Raw genomic sequence first — 25,334 nt, forward strand, 5'->3', positions numbered from 1 at the left:
TGTGAAAAGAATTAAAGATTTGATTCTCCTGTTACTGTAATTCCGTCAAAGTCAATGTCTTCATCAAGTCCTGATAGATCGAAATTACCTTCAACCGTAATATTCTCAAATGACACTTTTCCTGTTGGATTCCCCGTAAGAATTAAATCACCTTTGATTATTGCGTTCTTTAGACTTGTAACTGCTGAAACGTCTACAGAAATATTGCCTTCAAAAGTTGTTGGATTTTCAGCAGTGCCTGTGAAAGCAGCTGCTGCAACTACTGTTACTGGTGTAACCGGAGTGCCAGTTCCTTCAAATTCATATACCGCAACTGTTCCTGAAACTTCATGAGTCGCTGCAAGTAACGCTTTTCCAGTAGGGCTATCTGAAGCAGGGATAAATTGTAAACCTTCTGGCGAAACATCTCCAGCTGCATCTTTTGAGAAGTCACGGCTTGAAATAAGCGTTACGAATTCAGGCGCGTTCACATCTGTTAAATCATAAACCATAATACCGCTATAACGTTCTAAAGCGATAAATGCATACGTTTTACCATCGATTTTACCAACAACTGCTGTTTCTGGCTCTGGACCTTTATCATCACTACGATTGTCCACTTTAATTTCATCACTATTTATGTTGAAATATTGTGGTGTTTTGTCAGCGATAATTTTTTCGAATTGGCTTCCACTATCAAATACTTGTCTCATCGTTGCTGCATCAAAAATAGAGAAGCTGCGTCCACCATATCCGTAAATTGCTTCATATTCTGTACCAGCATCGTTTAATCCATTTTCAATTGTTGCTTTGTAGTCTTTAATAGTATTAAAATCGAAGCCGCTTAATTCATCTTGTGAATATCCTTCGTAATGTGTTTCTTTTAGTTTGATTGGTAACTTATTTAACGTTCCAGCTGTTTTTACTTCTGCCACTTCGCTATATTGTTCGTCGTCAGCGTAGTCACGTGAATCGCCTTCGTTAGGTGTAATGATGTACGTTTTGCCACCAACAATGAATGTATCAATTGCATCTGGCATATGGAAAGTAAGAATTGGCGCTTTCGAAATACCAATTTTATTCGTTCCGTCTTTATCATTAAATGCATCCATTTCAAACCCATCTACAGAGTGATCCAAAACGCCAAGACCTTTAACATGCAAAATTGTGTTACTTTCTAAATCCACTGTCGCAATCGCATTGTTTTCTTGTAATGTAACATAAGCTGTTTTGCTATCAGCAGAAACTGTTACATATTCAGGCTCTAATTGTTCGAGGTAAGATTTCCCTTTTCCTTGGAACGACATACGAACTTTTTCATCTAACATTCCTTCTGTAAATTGAAGCTCTGTATGATTGAATGAAGAAATATCAATTACTGAAATAGAACCTGCTGGATCGTTCTCAGTATTCGTGTTCTCTGGTTCCCCTTCATTCGCAACGATTGCTTTTATTCCATCTGGAGTGAATGTCACCATGTCAGGTAAATATCCAACTTGTACATGCTTTACGTATTTTCCGTCTTTATCTGTAAATACGATATATCCACGGTCTGTCTTTTCTCCATACGCAGCAATTGCGATTAAATCGGCTGTTGGATGTGAAGCGATACTTGTAATATTTTTCACACCTGTAATTCCGTAATCTTCAATTACAATGCGTTTTGTAGAATCTACTTGTGTAAATTGACCAGATTTCACATCTGCAAATGATAAAATATCAAATCCACCAACAGCACCATTTGTAACAAAAGCTTTGTTAGTAGTTTTATCAAATGCTAAAATTTCTGTTCCTGTTTCACCTTGACCACTATCATAGCGAGCTACTTGAGAAACTATTAATTTTTCAGCATTAGAGTTATAAAGTGGTGGTGTCGTAGTTGCTACCGGTGTTGGTGTTGTTCCAGGATCTACAACGATTTCTGGTTCCGGATCTACAACTTGTCCTTTAACATCTACAATACGACCTTCGATTTCAGTTGGGATTGAACCTAAAGATACTAAGTGCTCTCTAAAGTTTTCCCAGTCGGAAAGACCAAGATCCGTTACACGACCGTCTGCATAAGCTTTGGCCAATACATCATAACCGTCTCCGCCTTTAGCCGTGAATGCATTTGTTGCAATTGTATATGTTTTGTTGTCTACGATTGCTGTGTATTTGTCAGCATCTTGATAAGCAATAGATACAACACGTTGTCCGGCAGGTTTTGAAGAATCATATTCTACTTTTGCTCCAGCTACATGTAAGAATCCACCATTTTCGGTTGGATATTTGCTAAAGCTTAGTTCAAATGCTTCTTTTATTTCTTTACCTGTAATATCCATAGTCGCTAGAGTGTTGCCAAATGGCAGTACTGTGATTACTTCTCCAACAGTGATTGGACCTGCATTAATTGCTGCACGGATTCCTCCACCATTTTGGAATGCCATTATGACTTCTTTATTTGTTGCTTCTTTTGCTTTTTGAAGCATACCATCTGTAATTACGTTCCCAAGAATTGTTTCGTTTTTACGAACACTTTCACCCGTAGTATTGCCCTCATCACCTGTACGTGGGTTCGTTAAGGCAACTGCTGCTGAAACGCCAATTTCTTGACTAGCTATCTCATCGACTTTCGTTTTATACGGAGCTAATAATGCAGCAGCTTCTGCATCTGGCGTTTGTTTGTCAATCTTAATTAGTTCACCTACTTGTCCAACAACTAAACCTCTGTTATTAAATGTAAGGTCAACTACACCTAAATTTGCATTCGCATTACCTGTTTGTACGATGACTGTAGGTGTTCCATCTTTATCAACAACAACTGGCTTAGTAAGTGTTGTATGGGAATGACCACCAACGATTAAATCAATACCTTCTACTTCTTCTGCTAATAGAAGATCATTGTCTACCGCTGGGTTATCATCGTAACCAAGGTGAGATATAGCGATGATTTTATTAACACCTTGTGCTTCAAAGGCTTTTACTGCTTTTTCAGCTTCCGCTTTGTAGTCTTCGAACGTAATAGCTCCCGGGCTTGAAAGTTGAGCAGTTTCTGCTGTTGTTAAACCAAAAATCCCTACTCTTTGTCCTTGTACTTCTTTGATAATTCCTTGATAAATTTGGCCTTTTTCAGGTTTACTTGAAATTAAGTCACTGAATAATCCAGTAAATTTATCATCTTTTGCGAAGTCAACGTTTGCAGATACGAATGGGAAGTTTGCTGCTACAACAAAGTCTTTTAAGGCTTCTAATCCTTCATCAGATGAACCTAAATCGAACTCATGGTTACCAAATGTCATTGCATCGTAGCCCATCAAGTTCATAAATTCGATTTCTGCTTTTCCTTTGAATTCATTGAAGTATAATGTTCCTGTCGTAGCATCCCCTGCATCAAGTAATAATGCATTTGGTTTTGCAGCTCGCACTTCTTTCACTGCTGTTACACGTTCGGCTGCCTTATCAAGGCTTGAGTGTATATCATTCGTGTGCATAACTGAAAGCTTGAAATTGCTAGAACCCGAATTACCACTGTCACTATTACCACCACCATTATTTCCGCCACTTGTAGGAGGAGGAGTTGGTTTTGGAGTAGTCGGATTTGGAATAATTTCAATTCCTGCTTTTTCAGCTACCACAATCACTTCATCTAGTAACTCTTTCAACATTGGCAAAGCGCTAAGAGACGGTACTTTATCTTGTAAAGGAATAATAGATTCTAAAACCTTAGTAGCTTCTTCTTTTTTCCCTGCTGCTAGTAGTTTATCTGCTTCTTGCACTTTCATATAAATTGTTACTGGTACCATTAACTGTTCACGTTTTTGGTTTGCTGGTTCTTTATATAAGTCTAACAATAGGTCACGAGCGGCTTTTCCACTAAAACGATATAGGATTGCAGTACGTGATTTCAACTGAGCAGATAATTTATGATATTGTTTCTCTACCTCTGCCCAATCTTTTTCAGCCTCTGCTTTTTTAATATTCGCCATAATTGGGTTCAAATATTTGTCCGCATAATTATAAGCGTCAATATACGGAACAATACCTTTTGTAATTTTCTCATTGTATAATTCGTTTAAATCTTTTAGCAAAGTATCTTTGTTTTTTGCATTCGTTTGTTCGATTGCTTTCTTTGCTTTCTCATAATTTGCTTTTGCTTTGTTTAATGATGGATATAATTCCTTACTTGTTGCAATTTTTCCATTTTGCGATGGAACTACATAAGCATAAGCCGCATCTTTCATATCTTTTCTGGCTTGATCTACTATTTCTTGTAGGGAACTATTCGCGTAACCTACATTTGTAGATGTTAATAGAGACGTTGCAAGAGCAGCAGCAATTACAGACTTTTTGACCGTATTCTTTTTCATCATTTTCCTCCTATTATGTTGAACAATTTGATCATTCTACTTATTAATTACCAAATAGGTAGACTACTTGGAACAATAAGGTGGCTACTTAAAGATAATCAAAAGAAATATTTAGTACAATCTGAATAATGTAAAGTTTATGTAATATTTTATTAATAATCATTTACAATGTGAAAATCAATAAAAAAATGCTATTCCACATAGATTCTTCTAGTGAAATAGCATGCTCATTTAAATCAATATTCTTTTACTAATCTCAAAAATATTCCACAAAAACTCCATACCCAAAATACACCGTTAAGAGAGACAAAGCAACGAACACTACATCTTCCACTGCTCCTCCAGTTCTCGTTGTAAGTGGAAAACGCACTGTCACTTTTAGTGGATATAACAATTTTATGCCATTTTTCGTCGCCATATCTAATACATAATGGCTGGCCATCCCTACTAAAATTCCTGCAACAATGGATTCATTTGCTACATATGTATTCAAAAGAACTCCAATAAGAAATAAAAACAATAGACTATGCGTAAAGGAGCGATGCCCAAAAATAGTGCTAATAATTTTCGATAATAACGGCAACTTCTTGCCTATTTTACTACCTCCATGGCAAATATCCGGGATTAAGGCACCCACGACTCCTGCTCCAACTAAAAGGATTGTTTCATAATTGGAAGTTTGTGCGAAAGCAAGACTTGCTGTAATACCGCCTATGATGTGTGTCTTTCCTGTCATGCTTTTTTATTCTCCTTTTATTTATAAATTAAATTACTATTTTACACTAATTTACCAAATGAATAAATAGTCTACTAGTAACCATTTATTCTAAAACTTCAAATGCGAAAATGTTTGGTAGCTATTTAAAATGGGTATCATATTAACAATACATTTAGGGAGTGATGGAGATGTCGAATAAAACTAGATGTGCTTTATTAATTGGAGGAATTGCTGCATTAGCATATGCGTACTACACTAAATTAGAAAATAGAGAACAAGCAATGACAACTTTGAAAAATACAAAAACAAAAATGAACTCTTATGCTGATACAAGAAAGCATAAGCCAACTCAAATGACGAAAGCCGGTTTCTCCGATCCTAATGATCCAGATGACAATCGCATGGTAGAAGAAGGGTCCATGACAAGCGTTCAATATTACAATGAAAAAGTGCAGGAACCAGATTCCAAGTCGGCAGCAAAAAATGCCTTTCCAAAATCGCAACAAAAGAAGCTTCCTAAATCGGAAGAATCTTTACCAGAAGCTAATAATCAATCGCCAGCAAAACAACAAAATACCAATCATAATGCGGAAAACTAAAATAAGCGGCTGAAGTTACGAACTTCAGTCGCTTTTTCCAGTTAACTCTATTTTTGTAATAAGGCTAACTTCGCTTTAGATGGAGTTTCATACTTGATTGCATCATTTTTTTGAACAAAACTACCTCCACCTAAACCATAAAGACCATTCTGTTGTCCTTTATAGCTATAAACTCGGTACTCTTCCCCTTTTTTCAAAGTCCGAACAGTTGATAATGAACCATCACTCTCGATTTTCATTAAATAAGTATCTTTTACAATCGTTATTTTCCCAATTTGACCAAGTTTAAGTTCCGTTTTCCCCCACATTACTTTTGGGGCGGGAGTTTGCACCTGTACAGGCATTGTGTAACTCTTTAAAAATTGATCAGCTAACACTTGGTATCCAGCTTCATTGGGATGGATATCTTTCGGATTTTCCAAATAGAAATCACCATTTACGTCAAATGCTGATGCAATTTCAACAAAATGAACACCTTCAGTTTTCGCGATTTCTACCATTTTATTATTCACAAAACTAAAAGCAATTTTCAACTGTTGTTTGATCGTATCGTCCTCAATATGTGGTAACGGAAAATAATAACCAAACAAATAAATATCCGCCTCCGAATTGAGTGCTTTCACTTGTTGAATAGCAGAAGCCAAATTACTAGATACTTTATTCAACAGAACTGTCGCTTTAGCAAGATCTGCATTAATACTTTCATCAGCTGGATTATACATTTCGTCTATAAAATCGTTTGCTCCACTAACAATCGTCACAAGCTCTGCTCCCTTTAAAGCCTGCTGTACTTCTGCACGCTTTAAGGTTTCTAATAAGCCAAGGCTAGTTTCACCGGTCATAGCAAAATCTTTATTAAATGATGCTAACAAATTTTTCTTAGCAAGTTCTTCACTAATAATATCTGTGAAGCCTCTTCCAACCTTTGCACCATATGGCGTATGTCCAGCCGCCAATGAATCCCCTAACGCCACATAATCGATTTTTTTGCTCTCTGCTTGCACCGCAGGAGTCCACAAACTAAAAATAGTAAGTATTGCAACTACTACAAACGATAAAGTTTTCTTCATATTATTTCCTCCTTCATCCACCCTATTTTATGCATAAGTATCCATGTGAATTCCCGAAATAAACTGCATTTTCTTTTAATACTAACTATTCCTTTTAATAGATACAACTTTATTTTGAAATAAAATTATTTAGTGTTTGGATTTGCAAGGAAATTAGAAATCAAAAACTTTCACAGTGTCGCTTCCACTGTGAAAGTTTTTTGGGGTTGCATAGCGATGGAGTCTGGGGATCTTGCGATTTTAATATCCTACCTTGCGATTCACTTTCCGGTCATTCCATTCATTAGTTATTATTCATTTCACTAGTCCCGGTGATCTCAATCCCATTCAATGCCTGAGTTGCCAATCGATCTGCCTCTGTATTCGCTTTTCTTGACACTAATTCGTACTCTGGCTGAATGCCTAAATCTTTCAACTTCTTATCAATGCGATCTGCCCAACTAGATAGATCCTTCTCAATTACCGGCCATTCCTCACTCAAATGGTTAATCACGACTTGTGAATCGCCTGTGAACCGTACTGGAAGATGATGTACTCCTAAAATATCTAGTTCCTGTAAACTCAGATAGAATGCTGCGTATTCCGCTTCATTATTGGACACAAGCTCAGAAGCGAATGAGTTTCTCCGCAATCTGTACGACTTTCCACTTTGCTCGTAATAAATAACACAACCTAAACCAGAACTTCTAGTTGCTCGGTCAAAACCACCATCAAAATAAACGGTAACATTATGAGGTTCAGTTTCAATCCCCTTTAGATAACCCTTCAACTCTTTTAGCGTCCACGAGCTATCAAAACGGTCAATGAATATCATACTCTTCACGCGACCTGTTTTCTCCAAATCCTCCCCAACCAAAACCGCTTGAGCTGCCGACATCTCTTCGGAACGAAAAACTGTTTCTACTCCTTTTTGGGTTCTATATGTCCATTCAATCAAAACATTCATCGCAGCCCACTCCAATCTTTTAAATATATGTACTTATAGATTACCCTATGCTGTTCATTTTTTACACATAAGCAAGAAAAAAACGCAATCCAATCGGACTACGCTTTTTTCTATCTAAACACTAAAACTCACCGATAACTTTCAATGCTTTTAACGCTAGCAAAAGATCAAATTGTTTTTGTGAGTCTTTTAAATCTTCTTGAAGTATTTCACGAATCTTTGCTATACGATAGCGCAGTCCACTAATGGATAATTTCAGTTTTGTTGAGGTTTGTTCAAGGTTTCCTCCATTTATTAAAAACTCATATAAAGTAAGCATATATTCTTTTTGCTGTTCCGTTTGACCATAAATTGCTCCTAATTCCATCTTCGCTATTTTTTTGATGGCGGTTTCTTCTTGGGTATGGACTAAAATGCCCAATATTCCTAACTCTCTAAAATACTTTGTAGGTTGATGATCTGCTGTAAATCTAGCGGCTGTCATCGCTTCTTTCATTAAACTGTTTACATTTTGCAAATCATTATCTGTCGTACTGACACCGACATGGCATTGGATTTTCGGGTGATTTCGCTTGATTCGATTACAAAATTGGATTGGACCATTTTGCAAGGATATATGATCTCCATCTTCCGCTATAAAGCATAATATCCCATTCGCGCGCTGAACTAGCAGTACTTCAAAATCCTTTTCTTGAAAAAATTGAATAACTTCCTCGTAAACACTCGTGAAAATAGATAAGTTTTCCTCTTTCAGGTAGCTATTGTATTTAAACGATATTAAAGCTATATGATATTTACCACTTACATCGATATTGAGCATCTTAAGTTCTCGATAAATCTGTTCCTTTGATTCAAATTCATCTGCTAATATTTTCTCAAAAAGAAGTCCTTTTGTTCTGGCATTGGCTTCCATGATGTTTTTATTGTTCAAAAAGATCATTGCACATATTGATGTTAATCTATCCAAAATCATTCGTTCGCCATCATTTGATTTCGGATTATCGGAATCATAGATAAAAGAACAATAACCCAAAATCTGATTTTGTAAATAGATAGGAGTAACAAGACGACAATGATTGTCCAACTTTAAAAATTCGGTCTTTTTTATCGTCCATTTTTTCAGTTCCCTATGAAAAGAGGTTTGAAGTTGCTTTGCTTCTACTAGATCAATATTTTCATAGTCTGTAATTTGGCATTTATGATTTTCGATAATAATAGGTAGTGGAATATATTTTTTTAATATAACTAAAACATTCGTTAAGCTATTCGATCGAATTAGTTCATCCGTAAGCGCATTTTGAACATCAATCACTCTTTGAAGTTGGTTTCGTTCTTCCTCAAGCTTTTCATATGCTTGGGATTGTTCACTATTGATTTCCATAACTGATTGTTGCTTCCACGTAGAAAAAGACTCCTTTGGGAAAAGGAGCTTGTGATGATTTAGAGCTGTATATTGCTGATTTTCTGAGCTAGACCCAGTACCTAAATTAGTTGACAACCATTGTTTCATATTGTTCCCTCCACTAGTCAGTTTAAGGCAATACAAATGTTTTTAGCTTCGGAGAAAAACTCTAGGCTGTGTTGTCCTCCTTCTCTTCCGATACCACTCTTTTTAAATCCTCCAAACGGGGCACGCAAATCACGAACGAACCAACAGTTAACCCAAATTGTTCCTGCTCGAACACCATGAGCGATTCGATGGGCACGCTTTAAATTCTCTGTCCAAATAACACCGTTCAATCCATATTCTGTATCATTGGCAATAGCTAAAGCTTCTTCTTCCGTGTCAAATGGAATAATCGTTACAATTGGACCGAAAATTTCTTCTTGGCAAATTCTAGCCGTAGGATCTTCATGATAATAAACAGTCGGCTCTAAGTAATAGCCACTCTCCAAATGAGGTGCAAGTACTGGAATACCGCCACCTGTTATAAGTGTTGCTCCTTCTTCCTTAGCAATCTCTAAATAACTTTTTACTTTCTTAAAATGTTCTTCACTTACTAGTGGACCCATTTTAGTTGTTGCGTCTTGCGGATCTCCAACGACAAGAGATTCAGCAGCGTGTTTAAACTTCTCGATAAAAGAATCTAAAATCGTTCGTTGCACTAAAATGCGTGAACCTGCTAAACAAACTTGCCCGGAGTTCAAGAAAGCGGCTTGAATGGATACAGGAATTGCTTTATCCAAATCTGCATCTTCAAAAATGATGTTGGCAGCTTTCCCGCCTAATTCAAAAGAGAACTTTTTCAACGTATTAGCACCATTGCGCATAATAGCCTTTCCAGTTACAGTAGAGCCTGTAAACGAAATGAGATCGACATCTTTGTTTTCTGTAATTGCCGTCCCTACTACACTTCCCTTACCGTGTATAATATTGACAACCCCGTCAGGAATTCCTGCCTCTTTTGCTATTTCTCCTAAAAGGGATACGGACAACGGCGTCATTTCTGCTGGTTTAATCACGGCTGTATTTCCCGCGGCCAAGCATGGACCAAGTTTCCAAGTAGTCAGCATAAATGGTGCATTCCAAGGAGTGATTAATCCTGCAACGCCTACTGGTTCATAGCGGGTGTAGTTGAGATAAGCCTCTTCCATCGGATAAACTTCTCCGCCTTGTTTTTCCATAAAGTCAGCAAAAAACTTTAAATTATGGGCAGCACGTGGAATTTCCCCGGTAATAGCATGACTATATGGTTTTCCAACATCTAGCGCTTCCAGACGAGCAATCTCTTCTTTACGTTCCAGAATAATTTCCGCCATACGACGAATTTTATCGCAACGATCAGCAAGAGTCATCGTTCTCCACGGTCCATGATCAAAGGCATTTCTTGCAGCTTCACTAACCTTATTTACATCTTCCTCTGTAGCTTCCGAAACAACAGCAATCACTTCTTGCGTTGCTGGATTTTTCACTTCAAATGTCTGTTCATCGGAAGAATTTTCATATTTTCCGTTGATAAAATGAAATACTCTTCTAACCTTTACTTCTACAGATGTCATACAGATTCCTCTTTTCTTTTTGAAATGGATTGACCAGCAATTCCCCAGTGCGTAGTCGGAACTTCCGTAATTAGTACACGAATATTTTCTTTTGGAGCACCTATTACAGCTGACACTGTTTCGGTTACTTCATATATTAATTGTTCTTTCTTTTCAGGTTCTCTTCCTTCAGCAATTGTAATTTGAATAAATGGCATTGTTTCTCCTCACTCTCCTGCCCGAAATCCGGCATTTATAGTTCCAATCCCATCAAACGAAGCTTCGAATTGATCTCCTGGGGAAATATGCATTGCTTCTGTAATTGCACCGCTTAATACAACTTGCCCTTTTTTAATAAACTGGTTTCTCTTAGCAATCTTATTTGCCATCCATGCAATAGCTATCGCAGGATTTCCCATGACCGCTGCCAGTGTGCTAGTTGCTACAACTTCCCCATTTTTTCTAAAAACAATTCCTGTTAATCGCAGGTCAATTTCATTTGGTGACATAAATTGATTGCCTAACATATAGCGAGAAGAAGATGAATTATCCGCAATCGCATCATGCAAAGTAAATTTGAAGGCTTCGAAACGGCTATCGATTATTTCAAAAGCTGGAACGATGTAATCCGTAGCATCTATTATTTGTGCCGGAGTAATAAAGCTTCCTTGGACATCCTTCTTAAAAACAAATGCAAGTTCAGGCTCTAACTTCGCATGAATGTAAGGGGTCAGGGTGTGTGATTCTCCTTCATTTAAACTCATATTTTTTAGTAATACACCATAGGAAGGTTCATGCACGCCCATCATTTGTTGCTTCGCTTTACTTGTCAATCCTAATTTCCAGCCAGAAACAGTTGTCTTCTCTTCCTCGCATTTCTTCTGAACAAGCTTTTCTTGAATATCATAAGCCTTGTCTTCATCCATCCCCGGATACTCTTTTGCGAATTGTGGAAGTGTTTTTACTTCTTTTTCAGCTTCAAATAAATTCTGTACAACGCTTTCCAAAGTGATTGTTTCCATCAACTTTCCCTCCCATTTTCAAAAGTAGCTGTAACGGTACCGATATGAGCAAATTCTGCTGTAAAAGTATCACCATCTTGAATTTCCAAAGCAGCTGTAAAGGCACCAGATAAGACAATCTCCCCCGCTAAAAGTTTTACATCATAAGTAGATAAGGCATTGGCAAGCCATACAATTGCGTTAATTGGATTTCCTAGCACTGCGGCTCCCGTTGCCGATTCGACAAATTCTCCGTTTTTCAACACATTCATTCCTAAACTAGTTAAATCTAAACCTTCTAATTTAGTTGGTTTACTTCCAATCACAACTAAGGCAGAAGACCCGTTGTCTGATACGGTATCTTCAAATTTAATCTTCCAGTCTTCAATTCGACTATCAATAATTTCAATTGCCGGAACGATGTAATCGGTAGCTTCTATAACATCAAGAGGGGTAATATTTGGTCCAATCAAATCTTTCTTTAAGACGAATGCAATCTCACATTCTACTTTAGGTTGCAATAAATTTTGAAGAGGAACTTTGTCGCCGTCCATATACATCATCGAGTCAAATAAGTGACCATAATCCGGTTGCTCGACACCGAACATCGTTTGAATAGCTTTACTTGTAGCACCGATTTTTTTTCCTACTATGCGTGCTCCGCCTTCTATTTTTTTCTCCACATATTGCAATTGAATATGATATGCATCTGATAATGTTAGCTCGGGATGGCGCTCGGTTAATGGAGCAATAGGAGCTTTGGAATATTCAGCTTCAATTAATTCGTTGGCTAGTTGAGAAATTAATACCATTTGATCCTTCCTTTCTATGTAGAAAAAAGCCGCTAATAGACTCTTACTAACGGCATTCCACGTTCTATTTCACCAATTGTTTTTGTGCCAATTCCATCGCTACATCCAAAATCCAGTCTTCCTGACCAGCTACCGCATGTCGGCGCCCCAATTCTTCCATGATAGAAACAGGACTAATATCAAATTTCACCGCTGCTTCTCTCACATGTAATAAAAAGCTATTATAAACACCTGCATAACCAGCAGCTAAATTATCACGATCGATAACTAATGGATATTGGAAAACCGGAGCAATGATTTCTTCCGCTGCATCCATTAATACGGTTAAGTCAATTCCCGTTTCAACTTCCATTTTATTAAGCACAGCAACTAGCACTTCCGTCGGCGCATTTCCAGCCCCAGCACCTAGTCCACGCAATGTTCCGTCAATTTGATTTGCACCCGCTTCTAAAGCCGCCACCGTATTACCGATAGCCAGTCCTAAATTGTTATGCGCATGAAAACCTACATTAATAGATAATGATTCTTTGAGTTTTGCTACTCGATCTCTTACACCATCCGGCACAAGTGCACCAGCCGAATCGACAACATAGACGCAGTCCGCCCCATAACTCTCCATGAGTTTTGCCTGCTTAGCTAACACCGATGCTGGTTGCGTATGGCTCATCATCAAAAATCCAACTGTTTCTAAGCCTCTATTTTTAGCCTGTTCAAAATACTGTTGCGTTACATCTGCCTCTGTACAATGGACAGCGACACGTAGCACATCAATACCAATATCTGAAGCATTGTTTATTTCAGGGATTGTTCCAATTCCCGGTACAAAAAGAGATGCTATTTTAGATTGTTTTTTATTTGCAACAGCGCTTTCAATTAATTTCCATTCGTCATGCTTAGAAAACCCTTGTTGAATCGTTGAACCACCAAGACCTGATCCATGACTTACTTCAATAATTGGCATTTTAGCATTCGCCAGTTTACTTACTACTTCCCCTACAAAAGAAGGGGAAAAAGAGTGACTGACTGCATGAGAGCCGTCTCGAAGTGTTGTATCTGTCACAATCGGTTTTTTCATACGATGACCCCTTTCTTTTGCAATAAATGCGCAGCAAATTGCTCTCCTACCCGTTTGGCTGCCGCCGTCATAATATCTAAATTGCCAGCGTAAGTAGGGAAGAAATCTCCCGCTCCTTCCACTTCATTGAGGATAATAACTGTTGGCAAATCTCCCCAAGGCGTATGACGAATATCTATATAAGGTTTCCGCTTTAAACGGTAGCCTGGTACATATTTTTGTACTTCTTTCACAATCTGTTCAATCGATTGAACGACCGCTTCTTCATCCGTCGTTTCTTCTAATACGGCATATACCGTGTTGTTCATCATAATTGGAGGCTCTGCTGAGTTTATAACAGGAATAGCACGTGCATTTTTGGCACCACCAATGTTCTGACAAGCATTTGCAGTCGTAATCGTAAACTCATCTAGGTTTTGTCTCGTCCCTGGTCCAACAGAAACGCTCGAAATGGTTGCGATAATCTCACTATATTTAACAGCTGCTACTCGGTTAACCGCATGCACAAGCGGAGTTGTAGCTTGACCACTACAGGAAATCATATTCACATTCACTTGCTCTATATGTTCCACTAGATTAATAGCAGGGACGACATATGGTCCCACTGCGGCAGGCGTCAAATCGATTGCAATTATATTCGCTTCTTTTAGAAGTGGTGCATGCGCAAGATGTGCTTTTGCGCTAGTCGCATCAAATACAATGCCTATGTCCTTTTCTTTCAAAATGCCGTCGATACCTTCTGCTGTAATCGGGATTTGAAGTTTCTTAGCACGTTTTAAGCCTTCGGAATCAGGGTCTATTCCAGCCATCAAAGCAAGTTCCATCGACCCTTCAGATTTTAATAATTTATACATTAAATCCGTTCCAATATTCCCGGAACCTAGAATAGCAACTTTAATCTTCTCCATTTGGGACCCTCCTCTTAATCAGCTACAGCTTCTAAAGGAACTGGAGCTGTAACCGGTGTTCCATAGTTCCAAAACGAATCTGGGAATACAGCACCAATCCATGTATCTCCATTTCCAGGTACATCTTTCATTTGCCAAGTAATAGGTTTCCAATCTGGATCTAATATAAGATATCCTGCATCTCCAAAAAGTTCTATACGGTTTCCACTTGGCTCATATGCGTACATACAAAATGCCTGGCTTACCCCGTGTTTGTTTGGCGGTATTTCAATAAAATGACCATGATCCTTTAGTAGGTCCGCTACATCGTATAGATTTTGAGGGATGCCGTACCAATAGCAAACGTGATGAAGCTTTCCTTTAACACCTGTCGGTTCCTGCATAAATGCTATTTCATGCACTAAATTAGATACGCTATTCCATGTACCAATTACATGACCATTATCAACGATTTGCTCACGTAGCTTGAATCCTAATACATCGATTAAAAAGTTTGTATCTGCTGCAGGATTGGAAGACATCAAATTGATATGATCTAAACGGCGAACTGGAACCCCATAAAGCGGTCTTTTTTGGCTTCTTGAAAGTAGTTTGGATTGAGCTTCAACTGGACAGTCAAAATAGTCCACTTCCCAAAGAATTTCCATATTATGACCGTCTGGTGTTGTGAATTGATACGCAGGACCATGTCCATGCTGGTCATTCGACCAACCAATGCCCAGGCCACTTGCTTCTAATGCTTTCACACGGCGTTCAAGTGCTTGTGGGGAAGTTGCTCGCCATGCTACATGTCCCAACCCCGGCTCTTCGGATTCCGTTATAATTAGCGAGTATTTATAATTATCCTCGTAAGCTCTCAAATAAGTTTGGTTATGAATAGTTTCCACTACTTGCATCCCTAACATATCTGTAAAAAATGCAATAGTCTCTTTAGGTGTATTTGATAACATTTCTACGTGTGCAATTTGAGCTACGTCAAAAATTGGTTCTTTGTGTAATTGTGTCATTTATAATTCCCCCAGTTTTGTTTTGTAATGCGGCGTATTGCTGTTTCAAAGCAGCATTTGTTTAAACTATACGACTAAATGTAAGCGCTATCAACGACATGAGATGTTGATAAAACTGTAAAATACTATCAACCCGTGTCAGAAAATACAGAATATATATATATATTGATTCTATAAACGCTCTTGCCTTAGATGTAATTCTTGTAAATTCTGATTAGTATCAAGTTTTTTGAGGATTGCTTCTTTTCATCTTTGGATTATGCGCTCCATATATTTGTAAACGGTTACAAAACCTCCTCCAATTTGTTGGTATTTAGTATATACTGATAATAATCAAGATAACTTATAACTTCAATCTACTGTCCCTCTAGAAGAGACACAAATTAAAATATTCATAAAATTCAATCTGGGGTGGTCCAAGTGGGTACAAGTAATGAATATATGCTTAGCTCCGTCAAAAATGCTTTAAGAATTTTACAGTCATTTAAAATGGATAAACCACAAAAGGGAGTGCGCGAACTTGCTGCGGAGCTTGGCATAGGTAAGAGTAGTGTGCAACGAATTTTAGCTACTCTTGCTTCTGAAGGCTTTGTCACTAAAGACATAGAAACAAATAAGTATCAATTAGGTGTGTCCGTTATGGAGTTAAATTCGATTGTTCTAGGTCATCATGACTTGCATAAAGAAGCTTTACCTACTATTAAAAACTTAGTGGAACGATGTAACGAAACTTCGCATCTCGTTGTTTTTAGCAATCAAGAAATTGTTTATTTGTGTAAAGAAGAAGGGAAAAACTCTATTTATATAGAAACGCATCCTGGTCGACATAACTATCCTCATTGTACAAGCTCCGGAAAGATATTACTTGCACATGGGGATCCCTCTATCGTAGAGAGCATGATACAGGAAGGTTTAACCAAAGTGTCAGCTAATACAATTACCGATCCAATGACCCTTCAAAATGAATTGGCTGCAATTCGGAAAAATGGTTACGCTAAGAGTAGCGGCGAATATACAATTAGTGTAAATTCTGTAGCAGCACCAGTTCGTGATTATACTGGAAAAGTAGTGGCGGCTATCAATCTAGTTGGTCCTAGTAGTCGGATGTCTAAACAACGCATGCAACATTTTGCTACTGAATTAATACAGGCAGGGAGAATCATATCAGAGAAACTCGGGTATGGTTACTGATGAAAAAGAAGGGAAAAGCAGCCAACATTGTATTTTTGGCTGCTTTTTTACGTGATTACCGTATTTTTTTTTACACATAGCCCTTTTTTACGAGCTAAAATGAATTACATTCGGTTGTCAGAATAGCCTTGGAATTGCATGGTGACGCTCATCTTAATGATGTGGCGTATTGCTGGTTCAAAGCAGCATACTTACCATTCGTAAATAGTAATGGTTCCCCGTCTTTTACATGTAATTGTTCTGGACGTCCTATAAAAATTGTATGGTCACCAGCAACAATCTCCTGTTCCACGCGACAGACAATTTGTACCAAGGCATCTTCGATTAAAGGAAAGCCATTGGAAACATCAAATTGGAACGATTCATCGCTTGGTATTTGCCCTGCAAACCGTTTGGAAATATTCAGTTGATTATCCGCTAAAATACTAACTCCAAATCGTTTACTTTCCTGTATCAACTTAAGAGTTTGCGCACGTTCCCCGATAGAAATAGCCACTAAAGTTGGATCCAATGAAATGGATATAAAGCCATTTGCAGTCATTCCATGAAAAACTCCTTCTACGTCCGTTGAAATTACGGTTACTCCAGTGGCAAACTTGCCCATAGCATTACGAAATTCTCGACTATCCATTCCTATTTCCTCCTTAAGTAAGTGCAATTTTTTCTTTCCATGTTTCATTTGTCCAACCGTTCAAATCATAATCATTCATGGCCTGATCTACTAAACCTTTAAATGAATCTGCATTGCCACTTCCAATAGAATGGTACATCGCCTCTAATCGAATGTTCTCATGATTTCCGGCATAATTTACTTCGTATAACTCATGGCGACCGCCAAATTCGGAACCGATGGAATCCCATACCATTTTCAGAAGTTTGACCCGCTCTTCCGCTGTAACGCCAGTTCCCTTATAGTATTGGTCTAAATATGGACGAATTTCCGGATTTAAAAAGTCACGAGCACTGGATGGCAGTTGGATTAGGCCTCCTGCAACTACCTGTTCAAAAATATTTTTTATGCGTACCCAAACATTCGGTGCAAGTACACGATATGCGTTTGCTGCCTCTCCACCAGGTACTAGCACACCATTACGTCCAACATCCGGGTTAGTAGCCATAGCTGTAGACAAACTCCAAATCATATTGCGAAGTGCCACAACCTCTCCAATATTCGCTTGAACACCTCGGAACTGATGAGTTCCTGATGATTCTGTAGCTTTCATCAATAGCCCAGTCATAAAATCTAGCTTCACCCCTAAACGGGCACATCCATGAAAACTAAAGCGATTAACAAAATGCGTTTCTGCAACGAAACCATTCGAAACTTCTACATTTTGGTATGCAAGAACATTTTCCCAAGGAATAAATACATTATCCAAAACGATAACTGCATCATTCTCGTCAAAACGACTAGACAATGGATAATCAAATGGTGAACCATTTTTCAGCGCTTGGAGCTCGTATGACTGTCTACTAATCATTTTCACACCAGGTGCACTCATAGGAACGAGGAATATTAATGCATGACTTTGATCTCCATTTCCTAAATCTTTKGGACCATAATTCGCAACAAAATTGTAGTTTGTTAATGCAGCGGCTGTACCTACCATTTTGGCACCACTTACAATAATTCCATCATCTCGCTCTTTGATTGCTCGTACAAAAACATCTTTGTTTTCATGCAAAGATTTTGAACGATCCATCTGGGGATTAATAACCGTATGATTAACAAAAGGCAACTCTTTCGAAGCCTTGCGATACCATGCTTTTGCATTATCTTCAAATCCTACATAGTAATCCGAGTATCCTTCGAGATGTCCGAGAAACGAAGCTTTGTAATCTGGCGTTCTTCCCATAAATCCAAAGTTCATTTTGGACCATTCTACGATAGCATCTCGTGAACCTACCAAATCATCAACGGAGCGTGGAGTTTTAAAAAACTTATGTGTGCGATCTCCATACTCATTTATCGTTGTAAGCACATCCTGTTTTTCCGGATCATGCAAAGCATCGTACATACGCGCATAGGATTGGGCCGAGTTACGGTAAGCCGGATGCTTCGTAACATCTTCAATTCTTTCTCCATTGAGATAGACAACACGGCCGTCATTTAAACTTTCCAGATAAGATTGACCAGTAAGCATGAAAACCACTCCATTTCGTTTTATGATAATGTAGGCCATACATTTGATTAAACTATACGATTTTTTGTAAGCGCTAACAATGACACGGAATGTTGATAAATAAAAAACGAACTATCACCATTTGTCTGAATAGACGGAATATTTAATTCTCTTTATGCTTCTCAATGTATGACAGACTATTGCTTTCCAGCTGATGAGATTCCGCTGTTTCTGAATCTAGGAAAAGTGAGTCTTGATGAAAGGAAATTGCTCATTTATAAATGCAAATCTACTAATACCAAAGCTTTATCCAGCTTTTCGATTGTGTGCATCCAGTAAATGGCTTAGGGCAATCAATCGGTTAGTGAAAGCAATCAGTTCTACCCGGAAAGCAACCAAATCAATCCGAGAGCAACCAGATTGCTAGTGAAAGCAACCAATTCTTATAATATCAAGTTTAATTGGAATGAGATGACAATGATTTCGGCATTTGCTAGGAAAATTGCTTCGAAAAGCTCGCCGAATCGGCTAGACCGATTTGTCACGTTCAGTGGGCGGATTGTCGTGTTCACAGTTGAGATTGTCTCACCTAACCATATTTCGCCAATTCCCAACCTCGATAAGTTAGTGGTTTTCCATTGATTTTCGCAATTTCCTATAAAACAAGAAAAAAGCGCAATCCATATTGGACTACGCTTTCTTCTTTCCCCTGAACGGGGGTACACTCGGAAAATTCGCTATTGTTGCTTTGTTAAACCGTTACTGACCATTTTTATAGTCATCCCGTCAAACTTTCAGTTGCACTTACACAAAAAACTTTTCTTTCACTTGCAGATAATACTCTTTGGATCGAAACCTAAATATATCGGTTCCCGACGAGAGTGCCTTTCGCCAGTAAAGCAAATTTTCCGCCAAGGCTGTGCAATTCATCCTTAGGAGTTCCTTGTAAACGCATCGTTTACCATCCCTTTCCTACGGTAGTTCCGCCTTGTACTATATATATACCCCGATAAAAATAAGTTAAACATCTTTTTTAATTTTTTTTCTTTAAAAAGAAACAAAGTAAAAGGAAAATATCCATTTATGCATATCCTAAAGATTATTTGTTGCAAAAATAGTATATTAGAAATGCAAAAGATATTTTACATAGGATTTATTAAGTATTTTGTATTCCTTTTATACACTTATTTGTTCCCACTTTTAAGTATTTAAAGGAATACAATATCTTAATAATTAGTTTGAAGAAGCTATTTATCCTATTAGATAGAGTGCATTTAATAATCGCAACCTATTTAGTCCAGGTACTGTTGTTTATTCTGCTTTATTGCACTTATATAGAATGGCAATTCTAGGAATTCGAAGAAGAATAGAGCTTGTTTATATACTTCCTTGATTTCTGAGAGGGGAGCATTCTTTTTCTCTAAGCATTGTGCTTTATAGTATAAGAACTTTCCTGTTAAAAAGACATAAGATGTCTCTTTCGATTTTTGTATTCCTTGATTAGCGGTTTCTAGTGCAGCATTGAAATCCTGAAGGTCGTAGAGTACTTTACATTTATTAAATAAAACGGTAATTAGTGTTTCATAAACCTTATGATCAGTGTAGTTTTTATGCATATGTTCTTTTAAAATTTTATTATAATAATATAGACTTTTTTTGCCTTCTCCGTTTTCTGAATATATATTAGCAATAGTATTGTATATTTTTATGTACAAAAAACGGAATTGTATAGTCGTTTGATTTGAAAAGTTCAAAATGTTTTTGAGTTCTAATATGCATTTTTCTGCGCTAATCATTTTTAATTTGTAACGAGCAGTATGTAAGATATGCTCCAAGTATAAATTTAACCAAATATTATCTGTAACTGTTTTATTTTGATTTATAATCGTTATAACTTTTTTATAATGATGTTCTTTTAAGTGAAATTCAATTTCTTTTATTAATCGTTCGCTCTCTAAGACATTTTTATGAAATAACATCTCTATAAAATATTCGATTGGGACTTGTAGCTTTAACGCGATTTTTAATAAAGTATCTATTGCCGGATATACTTCTCCCGCTTCAATTCGACTAATTGTCGACTGTGTACAAATATTATTTGCGAGCTCCTTTTGCGACATACCTAATTCAGCTCTTAATTTACTAATCTCTAAACCTAAGTATTTCATTTCCAAAATATCACCTCATAATATAGAAAAAAGGACGGTTATCACATGAAAAAACTAACTATTATTTTATTAATCGTATTAGCAGTAGCATTATATCCAAACGCTAGCAATGAAAGTGCTAAGTTTATCGATAAACCAATAACTACTTTAGACCTACCACACACTTATTGAATTTAGCGAAATCCAATAAAATTACTTTTCTATTAATTTTATTGGATTTTTCAAATAACACAATGTAAATTATTACCACAACTCTTTACTGAAACTCTTCATAACCAAAGTTTCAATCTAGGAGAGCTCTAAAATTTATCATATACAAGGAGAAAAACCATGCAACTTAAAGCAGATATTGATGAAACTTATCCTTCACAATTACAAGGGCAACAACTATTTGCATCATCAGTAAATGACCAAACAAAGTCACATTCACTGGAGTTGGACCTTGGATATGCAATAGAGCGAAACCAATTGGAATTGTATTATCAGCCTAAAGTCTATGCAAAAACGAAACAAATTATTGGTGCAGAAGCGTTGATAAGATGGAATCATCCTGTACTTGGCATGGTTTCCCCAAACGAATTTATCCCATTAGCAGAAAAGACTGGATTAATAAAAGAGATTGGAAAATGGGTTACCAAAACAGCTTGTATGCAAAATAAAGCATGGCAAGATGCAAAACTGCCCTTAATTCCTATTTCGGTTAATTTATCAGCAACGCACTTTTTAGAAAAAGACTTAATCACCGACATAGTACAAACATTGGAAGAATCGTGTCTAGAAGCCCAATACTTAGAAATAGAAATAACTGAAACTTCCCTTTTGGAATGCGAAGAAATTGTTTTCTCCATTTTAGACGAGTTAAGAAAGTTGGGAATAAAAATTGCTCTTGATGATTTCGGAACAGGCTATTCTTCCCTTTCCTATCTAAATCGATTTAAAGGAAAAATCGATATGCTTAAAATTGATCGTTCATTTATTGATAATTTAAGTAGTTCGCATGAAGATGACGCCAATTTTATCGTCAATATGATTATTCAATTGTCCCATCAGCTGAAGATKAGCGTTATTGCAGAAGGTGTGGAAACAAATGAACAGCTAGTAGTTTTACAAAATTACAATTGCAATACAATCCAAGGGTATTTATTTTCTAGGCCTCTACCAGCATGTGAGTTTTCTAAACTTCTAAAACAAGTCTCTGTATAAGAAGCTGTTCTTGATTGTTTCCTACACAGAGACTTGTTTCCATGTTGTATCCTATTTACACACCGCTCCACTCGTCACCCGCACTATTCAAACCGCAAAGCCTTACTAGGATTCATCCTCGCTGCCTTAAGTGCCGGATATACCCCGAACAGGCTCCCGATTCCAAACGTCGTATACAATGCAAGTTTCACTGCCCACATAGGGAGCACTAAAGCAAATATCTCGATGTTACTATTCCATACCTCCATAAATACATAACCGAGTCCGATTCCGACTGCTCCTCCAATACAACAAAGTAATAGCGTCTCGAAGAAAAATTGTCCCATTATTTCCGAAGTTGTGGCTCCTAGTGCTTTTCGAATGCCGATTTCACGTGTCCGCTCTCGTACGGACATTACCATAACGTTCATAATTCCCGTTCCACTGATTAATAAGGCTGTTACGGTTATTCCAAACAACATCAACTGCAAAATAGAAGTGACCTTCCCTAATGCACCGAGCATCTGATCTTGTTTAACAACACTGAAATCAATTTCCGAATGCTGCGCCTTAATGGCATTAAACACGGCGGCATCCACTTCATCAACTGCTTCTATCTGCGTAGCTTCGACAATTATTTTCGTTAAATTTTTCATATCGGTCGTTGCAAGCGCTGTTTCAATTGGGATGACAACATTATTGTCCGTACTAGAACCTAAAGTAGCGTTTGGCGCAAGCACTCCAATCACTTCATACGACTGCTCGTTGATTGTTACCATCTTACCTACTAAGGACAGTTCTTCAGCTAATGCATTTTCTCCCAGTAGTTTATCCATTAGTTTTTTCCACCAAGACTTGTTTTCTACTTTAATAGTAGAATCTGCTCCACCTTCTGTTGGCACTTCTTGATTGCCAAGCAGTGCATCGTGAATATTATTACCAAGTACAATCACTTTTGCTTCCGCAACTTGCTCTTCCTTTGTGAAAAAACGTCCTTCTGAAAGTTCCGCATGTTGAATACGGCTGTACTGGTCTGTTGTACCTACCAATGCAGACTGGACTGTTTTATCTTCAAATTTCACCAAATTAACCGTCTCCAGTTGTGGTGTCACGGATTTTACCTTGTCCACTTTCGCAATTGCTTGTGCATCTTCATAGGTCAGCGTACTCGGTACACTTGTCAATCCACTCAATAAATCCTTTTGTCCGTTTGCCGTATCCAGTACCCTACCAGGTAACACGAGAATCTGCTCCGCTCCAAGACTGCCCATTTGTTTCATCAAGGTGTCTTTCACACCAATGGCAATTGCGGTAAGCACAATCACTGCAAACATACCAATTACGACACCCATCATTGCGGATAATACCCGATACCGATTCGACCATAACCCAAAACAAGCAAGCTTCAAAGCAGTAAACAGCTTCATACAAGCACCCCGTTTTGCAAGTGTAAAATACGGTCGGCTCGTTCCGCCACTTCGATATCATGCGTAATAACAACAATTGTCGCGCCATTTTTATGTACACGGTCAAACAAATTTAATATGCTTTCCGTCGTTTCCTCATCTAAACTTCCCGTCGGCTCATCCGCAAGTATTAGCCGTGGCTCATTGACGAGCGCCCGAGCAATAGCTACTCGTTGTTTTTCGCCACCTGACAATCGATCCGGTTTTTGATGCTTTTTATCAGAAAGCCCCATCTCCTTCAAAAGTGACAGTACGCGGGACTTCTTTTTCCTCAAACGCTTTTGACCATATGTTAATGGAAGCAACACATTTTGAAAGACGGACATATTTGGGATTAATTGAAAATGCTGAAATACAAAACCAATCTCCTCATTCCTTAGACGTGCACGACTTCCCTTACTCATTTTATGTACTGTTTTACCTGCTAACTCATAATTGCCCGAATCCAACACGTCCAGTGTGCCAAGCAAATTCAAAATCGTGCTTTTTCCCGATCCAGACTTCCCCATGATTGCAACAAACTCGCCTTGCGCCACACTTAAATTCACACCTCGTAAAATCTCGTTCTTCCCACTTCCCACACGATAATATTTGCGAGCATCTCGAAGCTTAATCATACAATACCCTCCATCCCCACTGTAAGTTTCTAAACTTACGCCTTTTATATGCCCTATTCTCTTATACTACAAACATAAATAAAGAAATCCCTCCACATTTATCGGTGTGAAGAGATCTAATTAATCCTAATCAATAAAAATCGTCCCTGTGCAATAAACTTTTCAGAATTGTTTCTCACACACAGGGCAATATACTAGCTAAACGCCAAATAGCACCCACCTGTTCAATAGGTGGGTGCTATTAGTACCTCTTTAATAGTGAATTGTCAGAATATTACCTAACACAGGGAAGGAAATTTGTATCTATTAATTTACTTCCCAATAAATTGTTGTGTCCAGTAATAGCCACTATCAGATAATCCTACCCCGATATGTGTATAAGATGGATTCATGATATTTGCTTTATGTCCAGGTGATTTCATCCATGCGTCCATTACTTCTGTTGCACTACGTTGTCCCATTGCAATATTTTCACCTGCTGATTTATATGCAATGCCAAGAGATTTCATTTGGTCAAATGGTGAGCCGTATGTTGGACTCGTATGAGAAAAATAGTTTTTGTTTTTCATATCTTGCGACTTTGCTTGAGCTGATTGTGTAAGTTTTGTATCTATTTGCAATGCTTTCAGTCCAGCTTTTGCACGTTCGCTATTTACCAAGTCAACTACTTGCTGAATCTCTGAAGAAACTTGTATGTTTTCTTTGTTTGATTCTGTTGAAGGCTGTACTGGAGTAACTGGTTTCTCAGGAGCCGTTGCTTTTTCAGGTGCCACGTTTTTCCATGGTGCATGATGACCGTTTTTCTGAGATTTGTTCATGTTATATTTATATTGATATGGAGAGTTCCATGTATGTGTCTCATATGATTTTGCTTCTGAAGTGGTGTTTGAATTTCCTGTGGTCATAGATGCTTCGGCAGAATGTGTGGAAAATAGCAAACTCCCTGCTGCAAGTACCCCAACTAGTAATGAATAATTTTTTTTCATTATTTCTCCTCCTTCTTGTGCTCCCTCAGTATATACATAGAATACAAGAATTTTTTCAATAAAATATTCCAGTGAACCCAGAAAGAGAGGAAAAACCATTTATAACAACTGTTCTATAACAAAAAAAGTGGATATTTTATCCTCTATGTTTAATTATT

22 protein-coding genes are annotated in these 25,334 nt (G+C 37.7%); 4 read left to right on the forward strand and 18 right to left on the reverse strand.

The window, feature by feature from the left end:
• Positions 1-11 precede the first annotated feature (11 nt).
• The gene (locus AC1DFT_RS12305) at positions 12-4,328 is read right to left on the reverse strand and encodes a choice-of-anchor I family protein (RefSeq protein WP_478159045.1); all 4,317 of its coding nucleotides are present in this window, start codon (positions 4,326-4,328) and stop codon (positions 12-14) included.
• A 256-nt stretch (positions 4,329-4,584) separates the two neighbouring features.
• Positions 4,585-5,064 carry a metal-dependent hydrolase gene (locus AC1DFT_RS12310; protein ID WP_478159046.1) on the reverse strand — a complete coding sequence of 160 codons (480 nt, stop codon included), beginning with the start codon at positions 5,062-5,064 and terminating at the stop codon, positions 4,585-4,587.
• 170 nt (positions 5,065-5,234) lie between these two features.
• Here AC1DFT_RS12310 and AC1DFT_RS12315 point away from each other — a divergent pair, with 170 nt between their 5' ends.
• Positions 5,235-5,645 (forward strand): hypothetical protein, encoded by a 411-nt coding sequence (locus AC1DFT_RS12315; RefSeq protein ID WP_478159047.1) that lies wholly within the window; start codon positions 5,235-5,237, stop codon positions 5,643-5,645.
• Between the two features lie 47 nt (positions 5,646-5,692).
• Here AC1DFT_RS12315 and AC1DFT_RS12320 read toward each other — a convergent pair whose 3' ends face one another.
• From AC1DFT_RS12320 to AC1DFT_RS12365, 10 genes are all read right to left on the reverse strand, one after another.
• Entirely contained in the window at positions 5,693-6,715 is a 1,023-nt protein-coding gene (locus AC1DFT_RS12320; RefSeq protein ID WP_478159048.1) for an SGNH/GDSL hydrolase family protein, read from the reverse strand.
• A 283-nt stretch (positions 6,716-6,998) separates the two neighbouring features.
• Positions 6,999-7,661, reverse strand: a complete 663-nt coding sequence (locus tag AC1DFT_RS12325) for a ribonuclease H family protein (protein WP_478159049.1) — start codon at positions 7,659-7,661, stop codon at positions 6,999-7,001.
• Positions 7,662-7,782: 121 nt separating this feature from the next.
• Positions 7,783-9,171 (reverse strand): PucR family transcriptional regulator, encoded by a 1,389-nt coding sequence (locus tag AC1DFT_RS12330; RefSeq protein ID WP_478159050.1) that lies wholly within the window; start codon positions 9,169-9,171, stop codon positions 7,783-7,785.
• A 17-nt stretch (positions 9,172-9,188) separates the two neighbouring features.
• Positions 9,189-10,661: an aldehyde dehydrogenase gene (locus AC1DFT_RS12335; RefSeq protein ID WP_478159051.1), complete on the reverse strand. Its 1,473-nt coding sequence runs from the start codon at positions 10,659-10,661 to the stop codon at positions 9,189-9,191.
• Entirely contained in the window at positions 10,658-10,858 is a 201-nt protein-coding gene (locus AC1DFT_RS12340) for a 4-oxalocrotonate tautomerase (protein ID WP_478159052.1), read from the reverse strand. The genes AC1DFT_RS12335 and AC1DFT_RS12340 overlap by 4 nt, the downstream gene beginning before the upstream one ends.
• 9 nt (positions 10,859-10,867) lie before the next feature.
• Positions 10,868-11,662: a 2-keto-4-pentenoate hydratase gene (locus tag AC1DFT_RS12345; protein WP_478159053.1), complete on the reverse strand. Its 795-nt coding sequence runs from the start codon at positions 11,660-11,662 to the stop codon at positions 10,868-10,870.
• On the reverse strand, positions 11,662-12,453 hold the full coding sequence (locus AC1DFT_RS12350) for a 2-keto-4-pentenoate hydratase (protein WP_478159054.1): 792 nt from the start codon (positions 12,451-12,453) through the stop codon (positions 11,662-11,664). Before AC1DFT_RS12350 ends, AC1DFT_RS12345 begins: the two co-directional genes overlap by 1 nt.
• 64 nt (positions 12,454-12,517) lie before the next feature.
• Positions 12,518-13,528, reverse strand: coding sequence for a 4-hydroxy-2-oxovalerate aldolase (gene dmpG / locus AC1DFT_RS12355; protein ID WP_478159055.1), 1,011 nt, complete (start codon positions 13,526-13,528; stop codon positions 12,518-12,520).
• Positions 13,525-14,436 carry an acetaldehyde dehydrogenase (acetylating) gene (locus AC1DFT_RS12360; protein WP_478159056.1) on the reverse strand — a complete coding sequence of 304 codons (912 nt, stop codon included), beginning with the start codon at positions 14,434-14,436 and terminating at the stop codon, positions 13,525-13,527. Before AC1DFT_RS12360 ends, dmpG begins: the two co-directional genes overlap by 4 nt.
• Before the next feature lie 14 nt (positions 14,437-14,450).
• Positions 14,451-15,443, reverse strand: coding sequence for a catechol 2,3-dioxygenase (locus tag AC1DFT_RS12365; protein WP_478159057.1), 993 nt, complete (start codon positions 15,441-15,443; stop codon positions 14,451-14,453).
• A gap of 420 nt (positions 15,444-15,863) precedes the next feature.
• On the opposite strand from AC1DFT_RS12365, the gene AC1DFT_RS12370 reads away from it, so the two are divergent.
• Positions 15,864-16,634, forward strand: coding sequence for an IclR family transcriptional regulator (locus tag AC1DFT_RS12370; RefSeq protein WP_478159058.1), 771 nt, complete (start codon positions 15,864-15,866; stop codon positions 16,632-16,634).
• Positions 16,635-16,782: 148 nt separating this feature from the next.
• Here AC1DFT_RS12370 and AC1DFT_RS12375 read toward each other — a convergent pair whose 3' ends face one another.
• The 3 genes from AC1DFT_RS12375 to AC1DFT_RS12385 form a co-directional block, all read right to left on the reverse strand.
• Positions 16,783-17,265 (reverse strand): flavin reductase family protein, encoded by a 483-nt coding sequence (locus AC1DFT_RS12375; protein ID WP_478159059.1) that lies wholly within the window; start codon positions 17,263-17,265, stop codon positions 16,783-16,785.
• A 13-nt stretch (positions 17,266-17,278) separates the two neighbouring features.
• On the reverse strand, positions 17,279-18,778 hold the full coding sequence (locus AC1DFT_RS12380) for a 4-hydroxyphenylacetate 3-hydroxylase family protein (RefSeq protein WP_478159060.1): 1,500 nt from the start codon (positions 18,776-18,778) through the stop codon (positions 17,279-17,281).
• 1,271 nt (positions 18,779-20,049) lie between these two features.
• Positions 20,050-20,925 carry a helix-turn-helix domain-containing protein gene (locus AC1DFT_RS12385; RefSeq protein ID WP_478159094.1) on the reverse strand — a complete coding sequence of 292 codons (876 nt, stop codon included), beginning with the start codon at positions 20,923-20,925 and terminating at the stop codon, positions 20,050-20,052.
• Positions 20,926-20,970: 45 nt separating this feature from the next.
• On the opposite strand from AC1DFT_RS12385, the gene AC1DFT_RS12390 reads away from it, so the two are divergent.
• Positions 20,971-21,096, forward strand: a complete 126-nt coding sequence (locus AC1DFT_RS12390; protein ID WP_282242777.1) for a hypothetical protein — start codon at positions 20,971-20,973, stop codon at positions 21,094-21,096.
• 159 nt (positions 21,097-21,255) lie between these two features.
• Complete coding sequence (locus AC1DFT_RS12395) at positions 21,256-22,128, forward strand: putative bifunctional diguanylate cyclase/phosphodiesterase (RefSeq protein WP_478159061.1); 873 nt, start codon at positions 21,256-21,258, stop codon at positions 22,126-22,128.
• Between the two features lie 83 nt (positions 22,129-22,211).
• On the opposite strand, the gene AC1DFT_RS12400 is transcribed toward AC1DFT_RS12395, so the two are convergent.
• The 3 genes from AC1DFT_RS12400 to AC1DFT_RS12410 all read right to left on the reverse strand — a co-directional run bounded on the left by AC1DFT_RS12400 (position 22,212) and on the right by AC1DFT_RS12410 (position 25,176).
• Positions 22,212-23,534 (reverse strand): ABC transporter permease, encoded by a 1,323-nt coding sequence (locus AC1DFT_RS12400; RefSeq protein WP_478159062.1) that lies wholly within the window; start codon positions 23,532-23,534, stop codon positions 22,212-22,214.
• Positions 23,531-24,190: an ABC transporter ATP-binding protein gene (locus AC1DFT_RS12405; protein WP_478159063.1), complete on the reverse strand. Its 660-nt coding sequence runs from the start codon at positions 24,188-24,190 to the stop codon at positions 23,531-23,533. The genes AC1DFT_RS12400 and AC1DFT_RS12405 overlap by 4 nt, the downstream gene beginning before the upstream one ends.
• A 311-nt stretch (positions 24,191-24,501) precedes the next feature.
• Positions 24,502-25,176 carry a CAP domain-containing protein gene (locus AC1DFT_RS12410; protein ID WP_478159064.1) on the reverse strand — a complete coding sequence of 225 codons (675 nt, stop codon included), beginning with the start codon at positions 25,174-25,176 and terminating at the stop codon, positions 24,502-24,504.
• Positions 25,177-25,334 lie beyond the last annotated feature (158 nt).

It is taken from the genome of Psychrobacillus sp. 05T411, from assembly GCF_056396485.1.

Excerpts from the sequence above, each read along its gene's own strand:
- AC1DFT_RS12305 (WP_478159045.1), bottom strand. The coding sequence starts at position 4,328 with ATGAAAAAGAATACGGTCAAAAAGTCTGTAATTGCTGCTGCTCTTGCA.
- AC1DFT_RS12310 (WP_478159046.1), bottom strand. The coding sequence starts at position 5,064 with ATGACAGGAAAGACACACATCATAGGCGGTATTACAGCAAGTCTTGCT.
- AC1DFT_RS12315 (WP_478159047.1), top strand. The coding sequence starts at position 5,235 with ATGTCGAATAAAACTAGATGTGCTTTATTAATTGGAGGAATTGCTGCA.
- AC1DFT_RS12320 (WP_478159048.1), bottom strand. The coding sequence starts at position 6,715 with ATGAAGAAAACTTTATCGTTTGTAGTAGTTGCAATACTTACTATTTTT.
- AC1DFT_RS12325 (WP_478159049.1), bottom strand. The coding sequence starts at position 7,661 with ATGAATGTTTTGATTGAATGGACATATAGAACCCAAAAAGGAGTAGAA.
- AC1DFT_RS12330 (WP_478159050.1), bottom strand. The coding sequence starts at position 9,171 with ATGAAACAATGGTTGTCAACTAATTTAGGTACTGGGTCTAGCTCAGAA.
- AC1DFT_RS12335 (WP_478159051.1), bottom strand. The coding sequence starts at position 10,661 with ATGACATCTGTAGAAGTAAAGGTTAGAAGAGTATTTCATTTTATCAAC.
- AC1DFT_RS12340 (WP_478159052.1), bottom strand. The coding sequence starts at position 10,858 with ATGCCATTTATTCAAATTACAATTGCTGAAGGAAGAGAACCTGAAAAG.
- AC1DFT_RS12345 (WP_478159053.1), bottom strand. The coding sequence starts at position 11,662 with ATGGAAACAATCACTTTGGAAAGCGTTGTACAGAATTTATTTGAAGCT.
- AC1DFT_RS12350 (WP_478159054.1), bottom strand. The coding sequence starts at position 12,453 with ATGGTATTAATTTCTCAACTAGCCAACGAATTAATTGAAGCTGAATAT.
- dmpG (WP_478159055.1), bottom strand. The coding sequence starts at position 13,528 with ATGAAAAAACCGATTGTGACAGATACAACACTTCGAGACGGCTCTCAT.
- AC1DFT_RS12360 (WP_478159056.1), bottom strand. The coding sequence starts at position 14,436 with ATGGAGAAGATTAAAGTTGCTATTCTAGGTTCCGGGAATATTGGAACG.
- AC1DFT_RS12365 (WP_478159057.1), bottom strand. The coding sequence starts at position 15,443 with ATGACACAATTACACAAAGAACCAATTTTTGACGTAGCTCAAATTGCA.
- AC1DFT_RS12375 (WP_478159059.1), bottom strand. The coding sequence starts at position 17,265 with ATGGATAGTCGAGAATTTCGTAATGCTATGGGCAAGTTTGCCACTGGA.
- AC1DFT_RS12385 (WP_478159094.1), bottom strand. The coding sequence starts at position 20,925 with ATGAAATACTTAGGTTTAGAGATTAGTAAATTAAGAGCTGAATTAGGT.
- AC1DFT_RS12390 (WP_282242777.1), top strand. The coding sequence starts at position 20,971 with ATGAAAAAACTAACTATTATTTTATTAATCGTATTAGCAGTAGCATTA.
- AC1DFT_RS12400 (WP_478159062.1), bottom strand. The coding sequence starts at position 23,534 with ATGAAGCTGTTTACTGCTTTGAAGCTTGCTTGTTTTGGGTTATGGTCG.
- AC1DFT_RS12405 (WP_478159063.1), bottom strand. The coding sequence starts at position 24,190 with ATGATTAAGCTTCGAGATGCTCGCAAATATTATCGTGTGGGAAGTGGG.
- AC1DFT_RS12410 (WP_478159064.1), bottom strand. The coding sequence starts at position 25,176 with ATGAAAAAAAATTATTCATTACTAGTTGGGGTACTTGCAGCAGGGAGT.